The sequence below is a fragment of the Adonisia turfae CCMR0081 genome (assembly GCF_011009555.1).
Lineage (GTDB): Bacteria > Cyanobacteriota > Cyanobacteriia > Phormidesmidales > Phormidesmidaceae > Leptothoe > Leptothoe turfae.
In genome coordinates this window covers 5009578-5028544 of record NZ_QXHD01000004.1, presented here as the reverse complement: position 1 = coordinate 5028544, position 18967 = coordinate 5009578, and the positions used below count along the sequence as shown (strand labels likewise).

At 48.3% G+C, this 18967-nt stretch carries 12 protein-coding genes, 1 tRNA gene and 1 pseudogene; 8 read left to right on the top strand and 6 right to left on the bottom strand.

Translation table 11 applies throughout. The annotated features are described in order from the left end of the window. Positions 1-19: 19 nt before the first annotated feature. Positions 20-1174 (bottom strand): N-acetylglucosamine-6-phosphate deacetylase, encoded by a 1155-nt coding sequence (nagA, locus tag DXZ20_RS25560; protein WP_163701882.1) that lies wholly within the window; start codon positions 1172-1174, stop codon positions 20-22. 105 nt (positions 1175-1279) lie between these two features. Here nagA and purE point away from each other — a divergent pair, with 105 nt between their 5' ends. The 3 genes from purE to DXZ20_RS25545 all read left to right on the top strand — a co-directional run bounded on the left by purE (position 1280) and on the right by DXZ20_RS25545 (position 6031). Then, positions 1280-1828: a 5-(carboxyamino)imidazole ribonucleotide mutase gene (gene purE / locus DXZ20_RS25555; RefSeq protein ID WP_163665784.1), complete on the top strand. Its 549-nt coding sequence runs from the start codon at positions 1280-1282 to the stop codon at positions 1826-1828. 423 nt (positions 1829-2251) lie between these two features. Further along, complete coding sequence (locus DXZ20_RS25550; protein ID WP_431732088.1) at positions 2252-3703, top strand: ammonium transporter; 1452 nt, start codon at positions 2252-2254, stop codon at positions 3701-3703. Between the two features lie 309 nt (positions 3704-4012). Continuing rightward, entirely contained in the window at positions 4013-6031 is a 2019-nt protein-coding gene (locus DXZ20_RS25545; RefSeq protein ID WP_163701880.1) for a DICT sensory domain-containing protein, read from the top strand. A 109-nt stretch (positions 6032-6140) separates the two neighbouring features. Here DXZ20_RS25545 and DXZ20_RS25540 read toward each other — a convergent pair whose 3' ends face one another. Beyond that, positions 6141-7328 carry an AMIN domain-containing protein gene (locus tag DXZ20_RS25540; protein ID WP_163701878.1) on the bottom strand — a complete coding sequence of 396 codons (1188 nt, stop codon included), beginning with the start codon at positions 7326-7328 and terminating at the stop codon, positions 6141-6143. A gap of 463 nt (positions 7329-7791) precedes the next feature. On the opposite strand from DXZ20_RS25540, the gene DXZ20_RS25535 reads away from it, so the two are divergent. Then, positions 7792-8376 (top strand): thioredoxin family protein, encoded by a 585-nt coding sequence (locus DXZ20_RS25535; protein WP_163701876.1) that lies wholly within the window; start codon positions 7792-7794, stop codon positions 8374-8376. Between the two features lies 1 nt (position 8377). Here DXZ20_RS25535 and DXZ20_RS25530 read toward each other — a convergent pair whose 3' ends face one another. Together DXZ20_RS25530 and dnaK are read right to left on the bottom strand one after the other, a co-directional pair. Next, positions 8378-9259, bottom strand: coding sequence for a DnaJ C-terminal domain-containing protein (locus tag DXZ20_RS25530; RefSeq protein ID WP_163701874.1), 882 nt, complete (start codon positions 9257-9259; stop codon positions 8378-8380). Between the two features lie 19 nt (positions 9260-9278). Further along, positions 9279-12233: a molecular chaperone DnaK gene (gene dnaK, locus DXZ20_RS25525; protein ID WP_163701872.1), complete on the bottom strand. Its 2955-nt coding sequence runs from the start codon at positions 12231-12233 to the stop codon at positions 9279-9281. 321 nt (positions 12234-12554) lie between these two features. Between dnaK and DXZ20_RS25520 the strand changes: the two genes are divergently transcribed. Next, positions 12555-12637 (top strand) — tRNA-Leu (locus tag DXZ20_RS25520). 320 nt (positions 12638-12957) lie between these two features. On the opposite strand, the gene DXZ20_RS25515 is transcribed toward DXZ20_RS25520, so the two are convergent. After that, positions 12958-13509 (bottom strand): Uma2 family endonuclease, encoded by a 552-nt coding sequence (locus DXZ20_RS25515; protein ID WP_163701870.1) that lies wholly within the window; start codon positions 13507-13509, stop codon positions 12958-12960. A 298-nt stretch (positions 13510-13807) separates the two neighbouring features. On the opposite strand from DXZ20_RS25515, the gene DXZ20_RS25510 reads away from it, so the two are divergent. Further along, positions 13808-14716, top strand: a complete 909-nt coding sequence (locus tag DXZ20_RS25510; protein ID WP_163701868.1) for a DUF4349 domain-containing protein — start codon at positions 13808-13810, stop codon at positions 14714-14716. Positions 14717-14718: 2 nt separating this feature from the next. On the opposite strand, the pseudogene DXZ20_RS25505 reads toward DXZ20_RS25510, so the two are convergent. Further along, positions 14719-15297, bottom strand: a pseudogene (locus DXZ20_RS25505) (NAD-dependent epimerase/dehydratase family protein); the annotation flags it as partial. Between the two features lie 580 nt (positions 15298-15877). Between DXZ20_RS25505 and DXZ20_RS25500 the strand changes: the two are divergent. Together DXZ20_RS25500 and tpiA are read left to right on the top strand one after the other, a co-directional pair. Next, complete coding sequence (locus DXZ20_RS25500) at positions 15878-18037, top strand: polyribonucleotide nucleotidyltransferase (RefSeq protein ID WP_163701866.1); 2160 nt, start codon at positions 15878-15880, stop codon at positions 18035-18037. A 195-nt stretch (positions 18038-18232) separates the two neighbouring features. Further along, positions 18233-18958, top strand: a complete 726-nt coding sequence (gene tpiA, locus DXZ20_RS25495) for a triose-phosphate isomerase (protein ID WP_163665801.1) — start codon at positions 18233-18235, stop codon at positions 18956-18958. Positions 18959-18967: the final 9 nt, after the last annotated feature.

The following is an 18967-nucleotide window of genomic DNA, read 5'->3' as shown; positions in this document are numbered from 1 at the left end:
TGAAAATATGGGCAATACCTTATTCGTCTAAAATTCTCTGCCAGCTGAGAGTCGTGCCATCGTAGTGCCAACGGAGTAAGTTGGCAGTTTGTCTGGGAGCTAATCCTGGCAGCCCTACAGCGTGGCGTGGTCTTTCGGTAGCCAAGACGATGGCTTCATTGACATCACATAACCCCCATTGGACCAAATTGGTTACCCCCTTCAGTAAGGGCTGGGTAGTGCCTGACAAGGTCCCGTCCGGCAATCGAGCCGTACCGTCTACCACCTCCATCTCACGACTATCCCAGGGATAGGTACCATCCGGTAAACCCAGGGGAGCCAATGCATCACTCACCAGAAATAGACCGCCCTTGACACCTTCAGAGGCACCTCGTCCAGCTCGTAGCAACAGGTCGAGCATCGTAGGACACACATGCTGGCCATCGGCAATCAGACCTGCATACACATTGGGCTGGGTTAACGCAGCCCCTAGTAACCCAGGTGCACGGTGATGCAATCCTGGCATGGCATTGAATGCATGGGTCACCATTGAGGCTCCTTGGGCAAAGGCTTGCTGAGCTTGGGTTGATGTCGCCAGGGAGTGGCCAAGACTGACAATGATGTTTTGCGATCGCAACCAGGGAATCACCGCAGCATCGGTTTCTATTTCTGGAGCCAGGGTAATGATCTTAACTACGTCAATACAGCCCCCCAATAACCCTTGAACGCGATCCAGTGAAAGCGACTGCAAATAGTCCTGAGGATGCGCTCCTCGCTTAGCCGGATTCAAAAATGGACCCTCTAGATGTGCCCCCAAAACCACAGCATGCCGTGGCTGCCTGTTAAAACCTTGAGTCTGGTAATCCTGAATTACAGAGAGACTGCGTTGAATTTTATCTGGATGGGCTGTCACCAGAGTGGGGGTAAACGCATCAATCCCCTGACTCCACAAAAAACTAGCTGCTTTCTGCAGTTCTACAGGATCAGTCAAATCAGGAAATGCCAACCCTAAAACGCCATTGATCTGTAAATCCACACCCCCTAGGGAAACCCAATCGCCGTTGAGGTCAATTGCCTGTACTGCATTAGCCGACACTTTAGCCATGGGTAACATAGAGCGCAGCTGATGGCCGACTACCTCAAGACAATAGAGTCCCGACAGATGAGGTAATCGTGCACTTAGCAAAATTGACATGGGCAGTTGCAGTTCAAATCTTTGTACGAATCATCCCATAGGAACCCGGTAGGCTAACAACAGCAACTCTGGCACAGCCAGATATAACGTTTCACCTTTCATCCCATGACTTCTCCTCTTGTTGGCATCATTATGGGCAGCGACTCTGATCTGCCCACTATGGAAGCAGCCATTACCGTTTGCGAAGACTTTGGTATTCCTCACGAAGTGGCCATTGTATCGGCTCATCGCACCCCAAAACGCATGGTGAGTTACGCTCAAACCGCTGTCGAACGAGGCCTAAAAGTCATTATTGCTGGGGCTGGTGGAGCTGCTCATCTGCCCGGCATGGTGGCCGCCCTGACGCCACTTCCTGTGATTGGCGTCCCTGTAAAAAGCCGCGCCATGCAAGGCATAGACTCACTTTATTCCATCGTCCAAATGCCCGGTGGCATCCCAGTGGCAACGGTAGCAATTGGCAATGCAAAAAATGCGGGTCTGTTAGCGGTGCAAATATTGGCAACATGCGATCGCAAGCTCCTCGAGCGCGTCCAAGCTTATCGGAAATCCCTTGAAGATAGCGTCCTGGAAAAACAAACTCGACTCAACGAACTGGGTCACCATCCCTACCTAAAAACGATGTTCCCTTCAAAGGACACAAAAGAGAACACATAGCAGCAAGGGTTTTAGGCTGTCAATAATATTAATTTTTGAAAATAAGCCAAAATAATGAGGTCTCAAACCCCGAATATTCCAGTCACACAAACCAAGTGTATTACTTGATACAGAATGACTTGGCTGAAATTGGTGGAATCTATCTAATAGATATGCACAATGCACCAAAGAGAAACCAGACGCTTAAGGCTAGGTGTTTAGGGCGCAGAATGTGGCAGATCTGCCATTCATGATGGTGAAAATTCTTAACTAAGATTTTCTCCAATTTTTGGCAGAGCCATATCACGGTCCTAAATCTCTTGTCGGTCATTGAGTATCTTGAACTGTCAAGGTCCCCTCACACAAAGACATCACTGTCTAGGGCTGGATCCTTTGAGAGTGAGTTTTAGTTGATTGGATTGTGTTGTAGGAACGTCTGTTGAGATGTCTAGTCTAAATTTGAGCCGCAAGGCGAGACGGCGTAAATCGTCTGTCTGGGATTCTTATGCGCCGCCATTTGATCAGATGGCTAAGCGCTTTTTTGGCAGAAGCTTTTCATGGGCTTGGTTAGTTTGTATCCCCCTGGCATTAGTAATCGTTGCCACGTGGAATACTGCAGCCCATGCTCAAGAAGATGCAATTACTGCTGACAATGTTCAGTTTGTTTTGGATAACATCTGGGTGCTGATCGCAGCCATTCTGGTGATCTTTATGAACGCTGGTTTCGGAATGTTGGAAACCGGTTTCTGTCGCCAGAAGAATGCTGTCAATATTCTTTCCAAGAATTTGATCGTGTTTGCCCTTGCTACATTGTCTTTTTGGGCAATTGGTTTTGGTCTTATGTTTAACGAGGCCAACCCTGTTTTTGGTATGGGTAATTTCTTCCTGTCCGGTTTGTCTACAACCGAGCCCTATGCAGGTAACTTAACTGCTCCTGTGTTCTTCCTATTCCAGGCAGCTTTTGCAGGTACTGCAGCAACTATCGTGTCTGGTGCCGTTGCAGAGCGGATCAAATTCATTGACTTCATTCTCTTTAGCATTCTGCTGACCGCCATTTCGTACCCCATCACTGGTCACTGGGTCTGGTCTGGCAATGGCTGGCTAGGTAACCTGGGCTTTTTTGATTTTGCTGGTTCCACCGTTGTTCACTCCGTGGGTGGGTGGGCCGCTTTAGTTGGTGCCGCTATCCTTGGCCCTCGTCTTGGTAAGTACCAAGATGGTCAGATTAATGCGATTCCTGGCCACAACATGAGTATTGCTACCCTTGGCTGTCTTGTCCTTTGGATCGGCTGGTTTGGCTTTAACCCTGGTTCTGAGCTAGCAGCTAGCGCATCTGTACCTTATATTGCTGTAACCACTAACCTGGCGGCAGCAGCTGGTGGTGTAGCCGCAACTGTAACTGCTTGGATCATGAGCGGTAAGCCTGACCTATCCATGATTATCAACGGTATTTTGGCTGGGCTGGTAGGTATCACGGCTGGCTGTGCTGTTGTTGGTTACTGGGGTGCGATCATCATTGGTCTGCTTGCAGGTATCCTTGTTGTCTTCTCCGTTAGCTTCTTTGACAGCATCAAAATTGATGACCCCGTGGGCGCTATTTCCGTACACCTTGTGTGCGGTATGTGGGGGACCCTTGCCGTAGGTTTGTTTGATACCACAACTGGCCTGTTCTACAGCGGTAGCATCGAGCAGCTCATCTCTCAGGTGATCGGTATCGTTGCCATTGGTCTGTTTACTGTTGTATTCAGTGCCATTGTTTGGACCATCCTGAAGTCTGCGTTTGGTCTACGTGTCTCTGCTGAGGAAGAGCTGAAGGGCTTGGATATTGGCGAGCACGGCATGGAAGCTTACAGCGGTTTCCTGAAGGACACTAGCGATATGGGCGGTGTTGCCTAAGCTTGTTAAGTCGTTCCGGTTCTTTATAAATACTTAGAACCCATAAGGAATAGCGTTTTAGAGGTGGGTGGTTTCATTCAGGAAACCGCCCACCTTTATTTTTCGGAGAATTAAAGCCTTCGAACTTTACAGAGCTTTTTCCGTGGCCCCTTAGCAGCTTGCCATCCTTGGAAGGATGGCAAGCTGCTCTTCTGACGCCTTACACCTCTCCTCTAAGCTTAGTTACAATTCCTCCGCAGCCTGGATAGGCACTGATAAGGTTGGGGCAGTTGGGCGAAGAGTCTCGACATCAATTAAATCCTACAGTTAATGGGCAATCCGGCTTCAGTTTTAGACGAGCTGCTTGCGGTCTTACCGGCACTAAGGCCACAAATGTATTTCAAAACATCGCTGACGGCCCTTTCCCATGCGATGGAAGATCAGGTATTGGCGGGGGACGATCGTCCTTTGATGATTGCCAGCTTTCAGCAGGAACGCTTTTATCGTCAAGAAGCTCATCGTTACTTACGACTCGCTGACATTACGCCTCAAATTTATGTGTTAGCAGCCACCAATACCAAGTTTGCCAATGCTGATGGCACTGTCAGGCATGAAACCATTGCCTTTGATCCTGAAGATGCGCTGGTGCATGAATGGCACCTCGTAGTTTTGGGCCAACAGTACACGGCCTGTTTGGTTTGCCGTGAGCATCATGGTTCGCAAAAACCTAGGGTTTTAAACGGTGCGCCTGCGTTTGATCAAAGCCGTCGTTTTGAAGGCATTTGGACGCTTGATCGGCGTGTCTGTGAACAGGCAGCTTATATTTTGTTGAAGCGTATTGCTCACTATCGACCAGATTTATCCGATAAAATCACCCAAGCTCAGACTGATTTTTTGCCAGCGGACCTACTTGGGGGTAAACCTTATAACGCTGAGGTTACTGAGTCCTATCCCTTTGCTCAGCGATTAGTTACGTATGTGCAGGCTAGTCAGTACAAGCTACTTAAAGCCTATAAAACGATGGCCGCTCAAGAAAATCGTGAGCGGTTGATCAATTCAATTACAGCGGCTATTCGTCAGTCATTGAACCCAACTGAGGTGTTTGCGATCGCAACCCACGAACTCGGGCAAGAAATTTCTGCTTGTCGCTGCATTATTTATCGTAGTGACCGTTACGACAGTATTGAAATTCAACATGAATTCCGGCAACCAAATATCACCTCTCTCAAAGGCGAAGTCTGGCCTCTTATCGAAAATCCTCTGTTCCAAACTGTCAACCGACAACGGGAATCCCTGACCTACTCACAAACCCCAGTTGGTAGCCAACAGAAGAATCAAATCGACGATATCTCTACTATTGATGGTTTATTAAACCAATGGGATATTCATAGCTGCTTACTAGTACCTCTAATTTACCAAGAGCGGTTACTAGGAATGATTGAGCTTCACCAGTGCAGCGATACCCCACAACCCTGGAGCAAAAACGATATCAGTCTGGTGGAAGCCGTTGCTGCTCAACTCAGTGTAGCTGTAATTCAAGCTGAAGCCTATGCAAATCTAGAAAGTCTCAACCAACAGCTAGAAGCCCTCGATCGAACACGCAGCAATCTCATCGCCATTACTGGCCACGAGCTACGCACCCCCCTATCGACTATTCGAGTCTGCCTAGAAAGTATTTTTACAGAGCCTGACATGCCCATGGATATGCGGCAAGCGATGTTGCAAACTGCCATGGATGACTCTGAACGCATGCAACGGCTCGTCCAAGATTTCTTAACCCTATCGCGCCTTGAAAGTGGTCGTATTGAATGGAACCTGGAGTCCCTTGCTCTAAGCGAATGTGTTGCCCTTGCCTTAAGCAGTCGACGAACAATGACCAGTTCCTCGACAATTATGGTTGACTTACCAGAGTCCCTACCTTTGATTCGGGGCGACGGTGAATGGATCGTTGAGGTACTTACCAAGCTACTGGACAACGCTTGTAAATTTACGGCGGCCAACGGAAATATCTCCATCCAAGCCCACATCAAAGACAATGCGTTTGTAGAAGTCTCAGTCAATGACAGTGGCCGAGGCATTGAGCCAGAGCGATTAGAAACGGTCTTCGAACGTTTTTACCAAGAAGAAGGGGCACTCCGCAGATCAGTGGGTGGAACAGGTTTGGGACTTGCCATTTGCCGTCAAATTGTAGAAGCGCAGGGCGGCAAAATTTGGGCCACATCTAAAGGCAAAGATCAGGGCACGCAAATTCACTTCACATTGCCCATTGCAGCTCAGCAATCAAACCACAGGACAAAAAAGCGCTCAGGTATCAAATCATCCCGTCCTAAAAAGATTTCAGTCTCATAAAGCCCATGGCTCTATGGAGAGTAAATATTTCGAATTTAGGGCATTACAGTCATAGGGGGGCAGCACACTGCTGTTCCCCGAAACCTCAGTGCATTTCAGATCTTTTAGCCTAGATCCCTTCAGGTAAGGGTTGCCCAAACTGTAGCGGCACAGGTAAGTCCGTTTGCACAATTGTACGCTCAGCGGCAGGTTGTTGAATAGTCTGAAAATCAGGTGGGTCACGATCTTCCGCAACTGTCTGGTCTTCTTCAGATAAAGACGATAATTCAACCGGAGCCAGTGCAGTTGACGCCGGCCTTGCAGGAGCAGGCATCTCGACGTCTGGCACAGCGGCAGATGACTCCCCTGGCATCTTGACAGCAGGAGTCGGCTCTTCCGCTGCTACAGTCTCATCACCAGCGACGGCCACATCTGCGTTCTGCGTTACCTCCGCACTAATCGGCTCAGCGGCAGCGACAGGTTGCTCACTCGTACTGGCAGCGAGATCTGGTAGGGTCGATTGCCGTGATTCTGCTTCTAAAACTACTGTTGGCGTCAAGACATCTTCTGTACCAGTATCTTCAAGCTCTGGAACCTTCATAGGTGGCAATTCTGGCACCTCTGCATCAACGACAGACACTGGAGCAGCATTGTCAGAAGCATTATTATCTTCTATGGATAGAACGTTAACGTCTGCTAAAGGTGGAACACTGACCCCATCATTCTCTTCTAAGGGTGGAACACTCACTACACCGCTAGAAGCCTCAGACTCATAGGGATCAATGGGCAGTGCTGTTGTGGTTGTCGAGCTTTGAGGAATGTGTAGATTCGCTGCGGCAAGACTGACATTATGATCGTCAGAGTTCTGGACTGGGGTTAGGGAAGTACTCTGGGCAACTGTATTGTTTTCAGCAATTAACGGGCGAAAACGCCAATGTCGTTGACCATCATCACTATCATCAAATTGAATGTCAGCCTGCTCAGGGGATAGAACTATTTCCGGAGCTAATTCAATGACAACCCTGACATTTTCTGGGGTGTACTGGGCTACCCGAATATTTTTGACAGCTCCATCATAAATCTGCTCTGGGTCAATATCGCCAATGTCTGTGTTGGGGATATCGAGGACTAAGCGTGGGGGTTCTGAAAGTAGAAAAAACTCTGGAAAAACCTCGTCAGACAAGGAAAATGTTAGTTCATTGCTACTCGTATCAAACGACCAATTCTGTAGATTTTCTGCGAATGCTGGTGCCATTGATAAAGCAAGAGCAATCAGGCTACCTCCTAACGACTGATGCAAACAGTGCTTGAATGCCATAAAACTACCCCACAGAACGCCAACAGACACAATTAAAAGTAAAAGGATACGGTACTTTGTCAAATACGACCCATATTTTTGATAAAAATTCCCCACGCCTCATAGATTTATCGGCCATGATAAGTGCAGTCAGAAACCATTAAACCGTTGCTGATTGAGACGATAAGTCCATCTGTATAGCTTGCCAACAGCCTCAATTTGACAGATGGAATCATCACGAGGTCAGCAACACCCGATTAAATATCCGCAGTCTTTTGAAAGGAAACATCTAAGTCTATGGAAATGCATGAGCTGTTAACGCTAATTTTGCTATTAAGCCCTGGTCTTCTGCTATCTGCGGTTGTTATGTCAGCCATGGCATTTGGTGGCTAATGAGCCGGGTTTTAGCTGGCGATTAGATCCACTAAATCGCTCACAAACTTGATTGAATCAGCAATAAAGGACGTACTTCGAGGTATCTGCCATGGTGATGGTTGAGTCCACAATGTTGGCATTGGGAACCCAAGCTCCAGAATTTTCATTAATCGATGTTGTGTCGGGTGACACTGTCACCCTAGAGAATTTTTCAGGCAGCAAAGCGCTGTTAGTCATGTTTATTTGCGTCCATTGCCCATTTGTCAAACATGTGGAACAAGAACTAGCCCAAATTGGGCATGACTATGCCGAGCAAGGCTTAAGCATTATCGCCATTAGTGCCAATAGCATTCAGACGCACCCCCAAGATGCTCCCGAGCATATGAAAACTCAAGCGACAACCCAGGGGTTCAACTTTCCCTATTGTTATGACGAAACTCAAGGCGTAGCCAAGTCCTATACCGCTGCCTGCACCCCCGATTTCTTCTTATTTGATGGCGCGCTGAAGTTAGCCTATAGAGGACAGCTAGATGATAGCCGCCCTAGTAATGGCAAACCAGTCACAGGCAAAGACCTACGCCAGGCAATTGATACGCTCCTGGCCGGACAGGGCTTATCTGACGACCAGATACCCAGCGTTGGGTGCAATATCAAATGGACTCCAGGTCAGGCTCCTGCCTATTTTGGGGCTTAATTTAGTACGTTAAGTGAGCCCTAGGATTAAACGCTTCAATTGTTCGTAGCTTTTCATAGAGCTCGGCTTCTTGGTCACTGAGAAGCTTGGGGACTGCCACTTCGATCTCCACAATTTGATCGCCGCGTTCTTCAGTTATGCGACCATACCCCTTACCAGCCAACCGTAGCTTTCGCCCCGATTGAATACCTGCCGGAATGGTCATTTGGACAGGCCCATCAAGGGTGGGCACAGTAATTTGTCCACCCAAAACTGCTTCACTGGGTGTAATCGGTAAATGACAGACGACATCTCGTCCTTGCACCTTTAAAAAGGGATGGGGCTCCACAACTATATTTAGATAAAGATCACCACCATTAATACCCTGACCCCGTAGACGAATACGTTGCCCCGTGAGCATGCCAGGTGGCATATCCACTTCTAAGGCACGTCCATCTTCGAGGCGTACCCGTTCAGCTCCTCCTTGAAACGCTCGTTCTAAGGGAACCTGAAGAGATGCTTCTGCATCCCGCCGTCGAGGATCACCCGTTGTCTTTGCTTGCGTTTGTTTTTTCTTAGGTTGAACTGGCGATTTGGGAATCACTTGGCGATTAAGCAGCTGATCAACAAACCGGTTAAAGTCTTCTAAATCCCGATAGTCGGCCTCAGACTTTTGCTGTAGCCAATACCGTCGGTAGTCATCGTACTGAGCCTTCCGATCAGCATCGGAAAGTATCTCATAGGCTTCACCCAGGGATTTAAAACGCTCTTCAGCCTCTTGATCTCCAGGGTTTAGATCGGGATGAAACTGGCGTGCAAGACGACGATAGGCCTGTTTGATCGTTGATGAATCAGCACTCTCAACGATGCCGAGAATCTCATAGTAGTCTCGAAAATTTTGCATAGTGAGGGTCCCGACCGGCTTACCAGAGTTCGTCCTGGTCGCCCCATTCATCCTCGTTATAGCTTTGTGAGCTGCTGCTGGGCCGACCAGAATTATCAGAGTAACCTTTGGCGGGCTTACTGGCTGGTTCACCAGCCTTATCAGCCCAAGGATCTTCATCCAAAGACGCATTAGAATTCCAGCTGCTAGCTGTAGATTTACCTCCATTGGCATAGCCATCGGCTGGCTGAGATGGATATCCAGCATTAGAGGGCGCATAGCGACCAGAACCAGTCTGCGGTCTCACCGAATTTCTATCCGTGGAGCTTGGTCTATAGCGATCTTGCTCTGCATTATTATCTTGGCCATAAGCCGAGCGGCGAGCGGCTCCAGCATCTTGACCATCACCCACGTCACGCTGACCGTAGCGATCTTGGTTATAGCCCTGTTGGTCGTAGTTATCCCTTACATCTCTGTAGGCATTGCTGCGATCAAAATTCTCCTCGCGATTACGGTCGGGACTACGCTCATACCGGTCTTGGTTACGTTGACCATGACTTCCTTGGTCATATCCTTGGCCATAAGCCTCTTGGCCATAGGTCTCTTGGCCATAGCCGCCTTGAACATATCGATCTTGAGAAGAACGCTGCTCATAGCGATCTTGCGGCTGAGACTCATAGGAATTGCCCCCATAGCCACCCTGGGTATTTTGGTCATAACGACGCTGATCATAACGCCCCTGGTTAGACCTGTCTTGATTAAAGCGCTCTTGACGATACGCATCAGGCCCATAAGCATCTTGACCATAGGATTCTTGACCATAAGCTCCTTGATCATAAGCCCCTTGCCCGTAGGATGCTTGATCGTAACTGTCTGCCCGACGCCCCTGGTTATCGTAATCCCGATTGTCGTAACCACTGCGATTATCGTAACTACGAGGAGGGGCAGCATCATAGGATTGACGTGCGCTACCTGGACGTGATGCTGGCTGATTCCAGCTATCATCCCAATCGTCCCAACCACTGCGATTATCACGACGACCAGCAGTCCAGCTGGGGGTACCCCACTGGCCTTGACCATTCCAGTCATAGTCACGACGATAGTAATCGTCGTCATCCTCAAAGGCTTTTTTAATGGTGTCGCCAATCTGGTTAAAGATATTGCCGTCGTCATTATCGGCATCGTACAGATAGGCCTCGCGATTCAACTCGTACAGTTCATCCTGTAACTCAGATTGAATCATGTCTATCATGCGCTCATCCTCTCGTTTGAGGGCATCACGCAGGTCTTGAATCAGGTTATCAATGCGGCGTTTGCGATCGCGAGCAAACTGTAATCCAAAATCAATGGAAACACTGCGCATCGCTCGCTCCGCTTGGAACGTTAGCGTCTCAGCTCGATTACGCTTCTCAATGCGTTCTCGCTGGCCCCGGTCAACGTCAGCAAATTCTTCCGCCTCCCGCAGCATGCGCTGCACATCATCGTCAGAAAGATTGGACGCTTCTTGCACGGTAATACTTTGCTCACGGCCCGTGGTTTTATCCATGGCCGATACCTGCAAAATACCGTTGGCATCAATATCAAAAGACACCTGAATCTGTGGAATTCCCCTTGGTGCTGGGGGGATTCCCATAAGCTTGAACCGCCCCAGGGATTTATTATCTATCCCCATTTCCCGCTCACCCTGGATCACATGCACTTCCACAACGGTCTGATTATTTTCAGACGTGGAGAAAATATCGGAGCGTCGGACAGGGATCGTAGTGTTACGCGGAATCACCTTTTTCATCACACCACCAATAGTCTCTAACCCTAGAGACAGCGGCGTGACATCCAGCAACATGATGTCCTTCACTTCTTCGGTGAGGATACCGGCCTGAATAGCCGCACCAACGGCAACGGCTTCGTCAGGGTTTACATTTTGGTTGGGTTCTTTACTCAAAATAGAGCGCACTAGCTGCTGAACCATGGGCATACGGCTAGAACCGCCCACAAGAACCACTTCATCGATTTGTGAGGGAGACAGATGCGCATCATTCATCGCCTGTTGTAGAGGAGCACGGAGGCGACCCACTAAATCAGCACACAGGGATTCGAAGTGCGATCGCGACAGCTTTTTCTCAATGTGCTTTGGCCCATCAGCAGTAGCCGTAATGAAAGGCAAATTGATTTCAACTGTGGGCAGCCCCGATAGCTCAATTTTGGCCTTCTCAGCGGCTTCAGTCAGACGCTGCAATGCCTGGCGATCTCGTCGTAGGTCAACACCTTCAGTTTCTAAAAACTCGTCTGCTAACCAGTCAACAATTTTCTTGTCAAAGTTGACACCACCGAGCTGAGTATCGCCGCTGGTAGCTCTCACCTCAAAGACGTTATTACGAACATCCAAGATGGACACATCAAACGTGCCACCCCCCAGATCAAAGACCAGAATAGTCTGATTAAATTGCTGATCCAGTCCGTAGGCTAATGCTGCTGCTGTGGGCTCATTGATGATCCGTTTTACCTCTAGACCTGCAATGCGGCCTGCATCGCGGGTAGCCTGACGTTGCGCATCATTAAAGTAAGCAGGCACCGTAATAACTGCGCCAGTCACCGGCTGCCCCATGTAACGGCTAGCCTCTTCAGCTAGCTTACGCAGCACCATGGATGATATTTCTTCAGGGGCAAAATCCTTATCTAGACGCGGGCAGCGAATTTTAACATTGCCAGCATCATCTTTACGCACGGTGTAGGGAACACGTTTTGACTCAGAGGTTAACTCTGTATACTTACGCCCCAAATAGCGCTTAACGTTGTAGAAGGTGTTCTGAGGATTGAGTACCGTTTGACGCCGGGCCATTTGCCCCACCAAACGCTCACCCTCTTTGCTAAATGCAACCACCGAAGGGGTCGTACGCATCCCCTCCGTATTGGCGATGACCACCGGTTTGCCACCTTCGATGACTGAGACAACTGAGTTGGTAGTACCGAGGTCAATACCGACGACCTTTCCCATCCGCTAGGTTTCTCCCACTGCGCGTGTAACGACAACAGTCGTCTACACAATTAATCATATATATAGTAGTCACTTAGTAGTCTAAGCCACTATTGTGCTGCGGCTTAACCACATGTACACATCCCTATAATGGTCCGGCTAGGACAACATTGTCCATTCCAGAGAACCGACTATCACTTGTTCGAATTCTTTTGATAATCCGACACGCACTAAACTAGTGTGATTATTTTGAGGAGTCATGATTTGATGGAGGGAAAAATATCTATTCTAGAAAACTAGCTACTAACTTGTTCAAATTCTCTGATAGTATGGAGTTCGCAAGCGGATGTGGCGGAATTGGTAGACGCGCTAGGTTTAGGTTCTAGTGTCTTCGTGACGTGAAGGTTCAAGTCCTTTCATCCGCATTAGAGCCTCGGTTTCTGTGAGAAACCGAGGCTTATTGTATGAATACTCAGAGAAACTGGGATGCTAGCGGATGGTTGCAAAATCGGCAACTGATGAATCCACGATAGAATTTTTGGACTGACACTACTTTCACCGCTCATACAGGCTTTGCGACTTTATAAATACGTATGCATTAAGGCTGATTTGCTTGATGGGTGAGTGGCGAAACGCAGTTAGTCAAAATAAACTAATTAGCCTGTAATCCCTTCCAAATATAGGTTTTGTATTTCAACTTGCTCCTGACTTCAGAGTATGGCCTAATTTTTGGTTGGATCGTTAGCTATGGAGTCATCAGACGAGACACCTGGATTTTTATATTCTGAAAGGCCATAGGCGATACGATGCCAGTTTTCAGGACATCTTCCGAGGTATATTGCCCATTCTGTAGATTTTTGAAGACATGGAGCTGTTTATCCGTTAAATTGACGACCCAATATTCTTGAATCCCGGATACAGCATAGGTGTTTTTTTTGGTGGTCAGGTCCTTGGTGAGGGTAGCGTTGGAAAATTCGATCAGCCAGTGGATATCGCTGGGGTAGGGGTGATGCTTTAGATAGACAGTGCCCAGGGGTTTGATGATGGCCAGATCGGGGATGGGTTCTGAGTCGTCGCTGAGGGTGATGGGATGGGCTTCGCTGACTTTAGCCCGGCTGCCGAGCAGGCTGCGCAGGTAATCGCCTGCTTCACGGTTGTAGTAAGCGTGGGGTTCACCCTCCGGTGGCATGACGATGATTTCTCCGCGTAGTAGTTCGACGGGCTGGTCGTCGAATACGCCAGCTTGGATGGCCTGGTGGTAGCGGTCTATGGTCCATTTGTAGGTGGTGACGGTCATAGGGACCTGGCCTCATGCTGGGACAACAGCTGATGTATCAGTAGTTTTAGTATGGCAAATTTACGTTCAGACTTTTATTTTTCTAGTTACAGCACTAGCTACAATCGTTCCATCTTCGAAGTACTCTGGAGTACGGTTTTTGCAGTCATAAATTTTCAGTACTGAAAATTTGAGGTGAGGCTCACAGCCAAAGAGATATGCGGTGTGGCGTTGTTGCAAAATTGGTAACCTGGCGAATTTAGCCAGAATTCCCTTTCATACTGAGGACAAGCAACTCGTATGAGACGTAAGAAAACCCATGGCAAAGTCAATGAGAGCAGGCCTAGCAATCCTTGTGGCAGTCGCTAGCTTAGTGAGCTGTGGGGCGGCCACTGAAATGAGTATCAGTGGTGATGAGTTTCGCTCCAAAGCCCAGGCTCCAGCCGAAACAGCAGCAGTTGCTGAATCAGCCAACATCTTGACAGCTCAAGAAGCAATGGAAGCCGATGCAAGCAGACCTGTCGAGCCCCCCAATGATGCCGCTGTAACCTCTGGCCAACCTCAGCTGATTAAACGCGCCCAGCTTAACTTAATCGTCGATTCGGTCGATGATGGCTTAAAGAGCGCCTCACAAATTATTCGCACTCACCAGGGCGATATTCTAGACCTCCAAGACAATCAAATAGAGGCAAGTCAACGCACGGCCTACTTACGCATTCGAGTGCCCCAAGCGAATTTAGATCCTCTCTTAGAAGCATTGAGTAACCTTGGCACTATTCAACAGCAGGGCTTAAGTGCTGAAGATGTGTCCACACAAATTATTGATGCTCAGGCTCGGCTACGTAATCTCCGAAAATCAGAGGAATCTTTGCTCAAAATCATGGAACGCTCCGGTGAAATCTCCCATGTGTTAGAGGTGTCTCGCGAACTAAGTCGTGTACGGGAGCAAATTGAGCAAATTGATGCCCGTGTGCAAAATTTACAGACCCAGGTACGTTACTCCACAGTTGATTTGTCATTGGCAGCAGCTGTTGCACCACAACCCATTGGGCGTCCCCTCGGCGAAACGATTAGTACCACATGGCGAGATGCTACCCAGTCAGTCGGCAACCTGACGGTAGGGCTTATGCAGCTAGGGTTATGGTTAGTGGCCTATAGTCCCTATCTATTAATAGTGGTGATTGCTAGCGTGCTGGGTTATCGCACCATTCGCCGTCGGCCTAGCTAGGGCTAACGTCCATAATAGTCTTGGTACCAGGCAACAATTTTCGCAATGCCCTCCTCTAAAGGAGTGCTTGGAGCAAACCCTACATCCGCGGTCAAATCAACAACATCCGCATAGGTTACTGGCACATCGCCTGGTTGCATGGACATCATTTCCTTGACAGCCGTTTTTCCTAACACTTGCTCAATAATCTCGATAAAGCGCATTAGCTCTACTGGGCTATGATTACCGATGTTGTAGAGCTTGTAGGGAGCAGCCGTATTAAAGGCATCATCTGTGATCGGTTGAGGCAAGTGCCGTAGCACCCGTACTACACCTTCGACAACATCATCAATGTAGGTGAAGTCCCGTTGCATTTTGCCGTGGTTGTAAACTTGAATGGGACGGTCGTTTGCGATCGCATCTACAAACTTAAAATAAGCCATATCTGGCCGTCCCCATGGACCATAGACCGTAAAAAAGCGCAGCCCTGTCGTCGGCAGATTATACAAATGACTGTAGGAATGAGCCATCAACTCATTTGCCTTCTTAGTTGCAGCATAAAGCGATACCGGATGGTCCACATTATCCTCTGTGGTAAGAGGTTATCAATGCCATAAACAGTTTCGCCCTCAGCTAACAGCAGCTACGCTAGAAAATAGCCAATAAAACCAGCTACCCCTGTCACCAATACAGTCATAATGCAATAAATTCCATTAATCGCGCTTACTATAAAGTATCCTGCCCTCGGCAACACCAAAAGCTGAAACAAATCTAGGCTTCACCCAGTGATGCTAAACAAGATTAGAAAAAACGCATGAGGCAGCCTCTCAACTTCCGAGACAAAATTTATGATCACTTCAAAAACCGTGCCAAAGGTTTAGAGTTCGTTTTTGAAAAATACTTGAGCAAAACAAACTATTTCTGATTAGTTTGGCCTTAACTTTGTCCTTACTCACCACATATTTTCAACTGGGCATATAGCTTGAAATATTTTTTAGAGAAGGGTCTCCCATAAAGGTGAGGCCTCTTAGGGAACAAGTATTCAAACGAATTCAATCTTATTTAAAAGTATGTGCTGGCAGCAGCCATATCTTTAATTTTGAAGAGGAAACAACTGTTCTACATCAGTGCTAGGATTGCCAGAGAACAAATGTGAAAGAAGTAAGAAGGACGTAGTTGTAAATGCAAGAAATTGACAAGTCAATATCTTTTGATGGACGGGATATTCGACTTAAGGTGGGTCTTTTTGCCCCCCAAGCAGGCGGTTCAGTACTGATTGAGTCTGGAGAAACTGCTGTATTAGTAACCGCAACCCAGTCCGCTAGCCCAAGGGATGGCATCGATTTTTTACCCTTGCTAGTTGACTACGAAGAACGCCTCTACGCAGCAGGGCGGATCCCAGGTGGCTTTTTACGTCGAGAAGGACGTCCACCAGAAAGAGCAACTCTGACCAGTCGTCTTATCGACCGGCCCATGCGGCCCCTATTCCCATCATGGCTACGGAATGACATTCAAATCGTTGCCACCACTGTCTCGATGGATCATGATGTTCCACCTGATGTTCTGGCAGCCACAGGCGCATCTATCGCAACTCTACTAGCCCAAATTCCGTTCCATGGCCCTATGGCAGCGGTACGGGTAGGTCTAATTGGTGATGATTTCATTATCAATCCTACCTATAAGGAAATTGAAAACGGCGATTTGGACTTGGTCGTTGCCGGTTCACCTGACGGTGTGATCATGGTTGAAGCTGGAGCCAACCAGCTGCCTGAGCAAGATGTTATTGAAGCGATTGACTTCGGTTATGAGGTTGTTCGTGACATCATCCAGGCTCAGAAAGACATCTTGGCGGAGTTAGGTGTTGAGCAAGTGACTCTGCCTAGCCCAGAAACAGATTCAACTCTGACAAACTTTTTGTCAGAGAAAGCAACCGATGGCATCAAAGATATCCTGAAAGAATTTGAGCTTGCCAAGCCAGAAAGGGATGAAAAACTGGATGCACTAAAAGCTCACATCAGCGAACAGCTGGATGAGCTGGATGACGAGGATCCCATTAAAGTAGCTGTCACAGAAGATGGCAAAGCGTTTGGCAATGCCTATAAAGGCTTAACCAAAAAGTTGATGCGCGCTCAAATCCTTGAAGAGAGGGTTAGGGTCGATGGTCGTAAACTCGATGAAGTGAGACCCATTAGCTGCCGCACAAAGGTGCTACCCAGTCGGGTTCACGGTACAGGACTATTCAAACGGGGCCTTACCCAGGTTATGTCTGTAGTTACTCTGGGCACTCCAGGGGATGCCCAGATGACGGATGACCTGCATCCCGATGAAGAGAAACGCTATCTGCACCATTACAACTTCCCTCCTTACTCCGTTGGTGAAACTCGCCCCATGCGTTCACCAGGACGTCGAGAAGTTGGTCACGGAGCACTAGCCGAACGCGCATTGCTGCCTGTCCTACCATCCATGGGCGACTTCCCCTATGTGATTCGGGTTGTGTCTGAGGTTTTGTCCTCCAACGGCTCAACTTCCATGGGCTCGGTATGTGGTTCCACCCTATCCTTAATGGATGCTGGGGTGCCGCTATCAAAGCCGGTAAGCGGTGCTGCAATGGGTCTAATTAAAGAAGGCGATGAAATCCGCATTTTGACCGATATTCAGGGTATCGAAGATTTTCTCGGCGATATGGACTTTAAGGTTGCCGGTACTGACAGTGGCATTACAGCATTGCAGATGGATATGAAGATTACGGGTCTATCCGTAGAGACCATTGCAGATGCAATCAACCAGGCTAAGCCTGCTAGATTACATATCCTCTCCAAGATGCTGGAGGCGATCAATGCCCCACGCACTGAGCTATCACCCTATGCGCCTAGACTTCTAAGCTTCAAGATTAACCCCGAAATGATCGGCATGGTCATTGGCCCTGGCGGTAAGCAAATCAAGAGCATTACCGATGAAACCGGAGCCAAGGTTGATATTGCAGATGATGGCACCATTACCGTGTCCTCAGTGGATGGAGCAGCTGCAGAGCGGGCTCAGGCCATTATCGAAGGCATCACCTTCAAGCCTTCGGCTGGCGATGTATATGTGGGTAAGGTCACTCGCATCATTCCCATCGGCGCGTTCGTCGAATATCGACCTGGCAAGGAGGGCATGATCCACATCTCCCAATTGGCAGACTACCGTGTCAATAAGGTCGAAGATGAGGTAACCGTCGGTGAGGAAGTGCTAATCAAAATTCGGGAAATTGATGGCCGTGGCCGTGTCAATCTCACACGTCTTAATATCCATCCAGATGAAGCGGCAAAAGCGCGTGAAACAGCTGGCTTAGCACCGGAATAACCCCCTTTCGTATGGACTAACATCGTATGGACTAATAGTTGATGCACGTGAGGCCTGGCAAGCATCTGCCAGGCCTCATATGTTTTTATCGATGATGTCCCCTATCTTTTTTGCAATCTATTGACCTGATTTGCACTGGGTTCAGGTTTCTCGGTAGGATGCTGGATGCAATATTGAGAGCAAAATTAAACACCCGTGCGAAGAATTGTTATCGCTGGTAATTGGAAGATGCATAAAACCCAGGCAGATAGTCTGGCGTTTTTGAATGGTTTTTTGCCTCAGCTAGAGGCCACCCCTGAGGAGCGAGAAGTTATTCTATGTGCTCCTTTCACGGCCCTGACCACACTTTCGAAAACACTCCATGGTTCACGGGTGATGATAGGGGCTCAGAATATCCACTGGGAATCTTCTGGTGCCTATACCGGAGAAATTTCTGGGGAAATGCTGACGGAAATCGGTGTGCGCTATGTCGTTGTTGGTCATAGTGAGCGCCGTGAGTATTTTGGGGACACCGATGAAACGGTTAATTTACGGTTGAAAGCGGCTCAAGCTGCTGGACTTACCCCCATTCTCTGTGTTGGTGAAACCAAACAGCAACGCGACGCAGGTGACACAGAAACCCACGTGGTTAACCAAATCGAAAAGGGGTTGATGGGGGTTGATCAAAGCAAATTGATTATTGCCTATGAGCCAATTTGGGCCATTGGAACTGGAGATACCTGTGCCTCAGAGGAGGCTAACCGTGTGTGCTGGCTCATTCGCTCCCAACTGGCAAATAAAGACGTGCCCATCCAGTATGGTGGCTCGGTCAAACCAGGAAATGTGGATGAAATTATGGCCCAACCTGACATTGATGGTGCCTTAGTGGGTGGAGCAAGTCTAGACCCTCAGAATTTTGCACGCATTATCAATTATCAATAACGCACATAC

Coding starts and splice junctions, on each gene's coding strand:
- nagA (WP_163701882.1), bottom strand. CDS start 1,174: ATGTCAATTTTGCTAAGTGCACGATTACCTCATCTGTCGGGACTCTAT.
- purE (WP_163665784.1), top strand. CDS start 1,280: ATGACTTCTCCTCTTGTTGGCATCATTATGGGCAGCGACTCTGATCTG.
- DXZ20_RS25550 (WP_431732088.1), top strand. CDS start 2,252: ATGTCTAGTCTAAATTTGAGCCGCAAGGCGAGACGGCGTAAATCGTCT.
- DXZ20_RS25545 (WP_163701880.1), top strand. CDS start 4,013: ATGGGCAATCCGGCTTCAGTTTTAGACGAGCTGCTTGCGGTCTTACCG.
- DXZ20_RS25540 (WP_163701878.1), bottom strand. CDS start 7,328: ATGGCATTCAAGCACTGTTTGCATCAGTCGTTAGGAGGTAGCCTGATT.
- DXZ20_RS25535 (WP_163701876.1), top strand. CDS start 7,792: ATGGTGATGGTTGAGTCCACAATGTTGGCATTGGGAACCCAAGCTCCA.
- DXZ20_RS25530 (WP_163701874.1), bottom strand. CDS start 9,259: ATGCAAAATTTTCGAGACTACTATGAGATTCTCGGCATCGTTGAGAGT.
- dnaK (WP_163701872.1), bottom strand. CDS start 12,233: ATGGGAAAGGTCGTCGGTATTGACCTCGGTACTACCAACTCAGTTGTC.
- DXZ20_RS25515 (WP_163701870.1), bottom strand. CDS start 13,509: ATGACCGTCACCACCTACAAATGGACCATAGACCGCTACCACCAGGCC.
- DXZ20_RS25510 (WP_163701868.1), top strand. CDS start 13,808: ATGGCAAAGTCAATGAGAGCAGGCCTAGCAATCCTTGTGGCAGTCGCT.
- DXZ20_RS25500 (WP_163701866.1), top strand. CDS start 15,878: ATGCAAGAAATTGACAAGTCAATATCTTTTGATGGACGGGATATTCGA.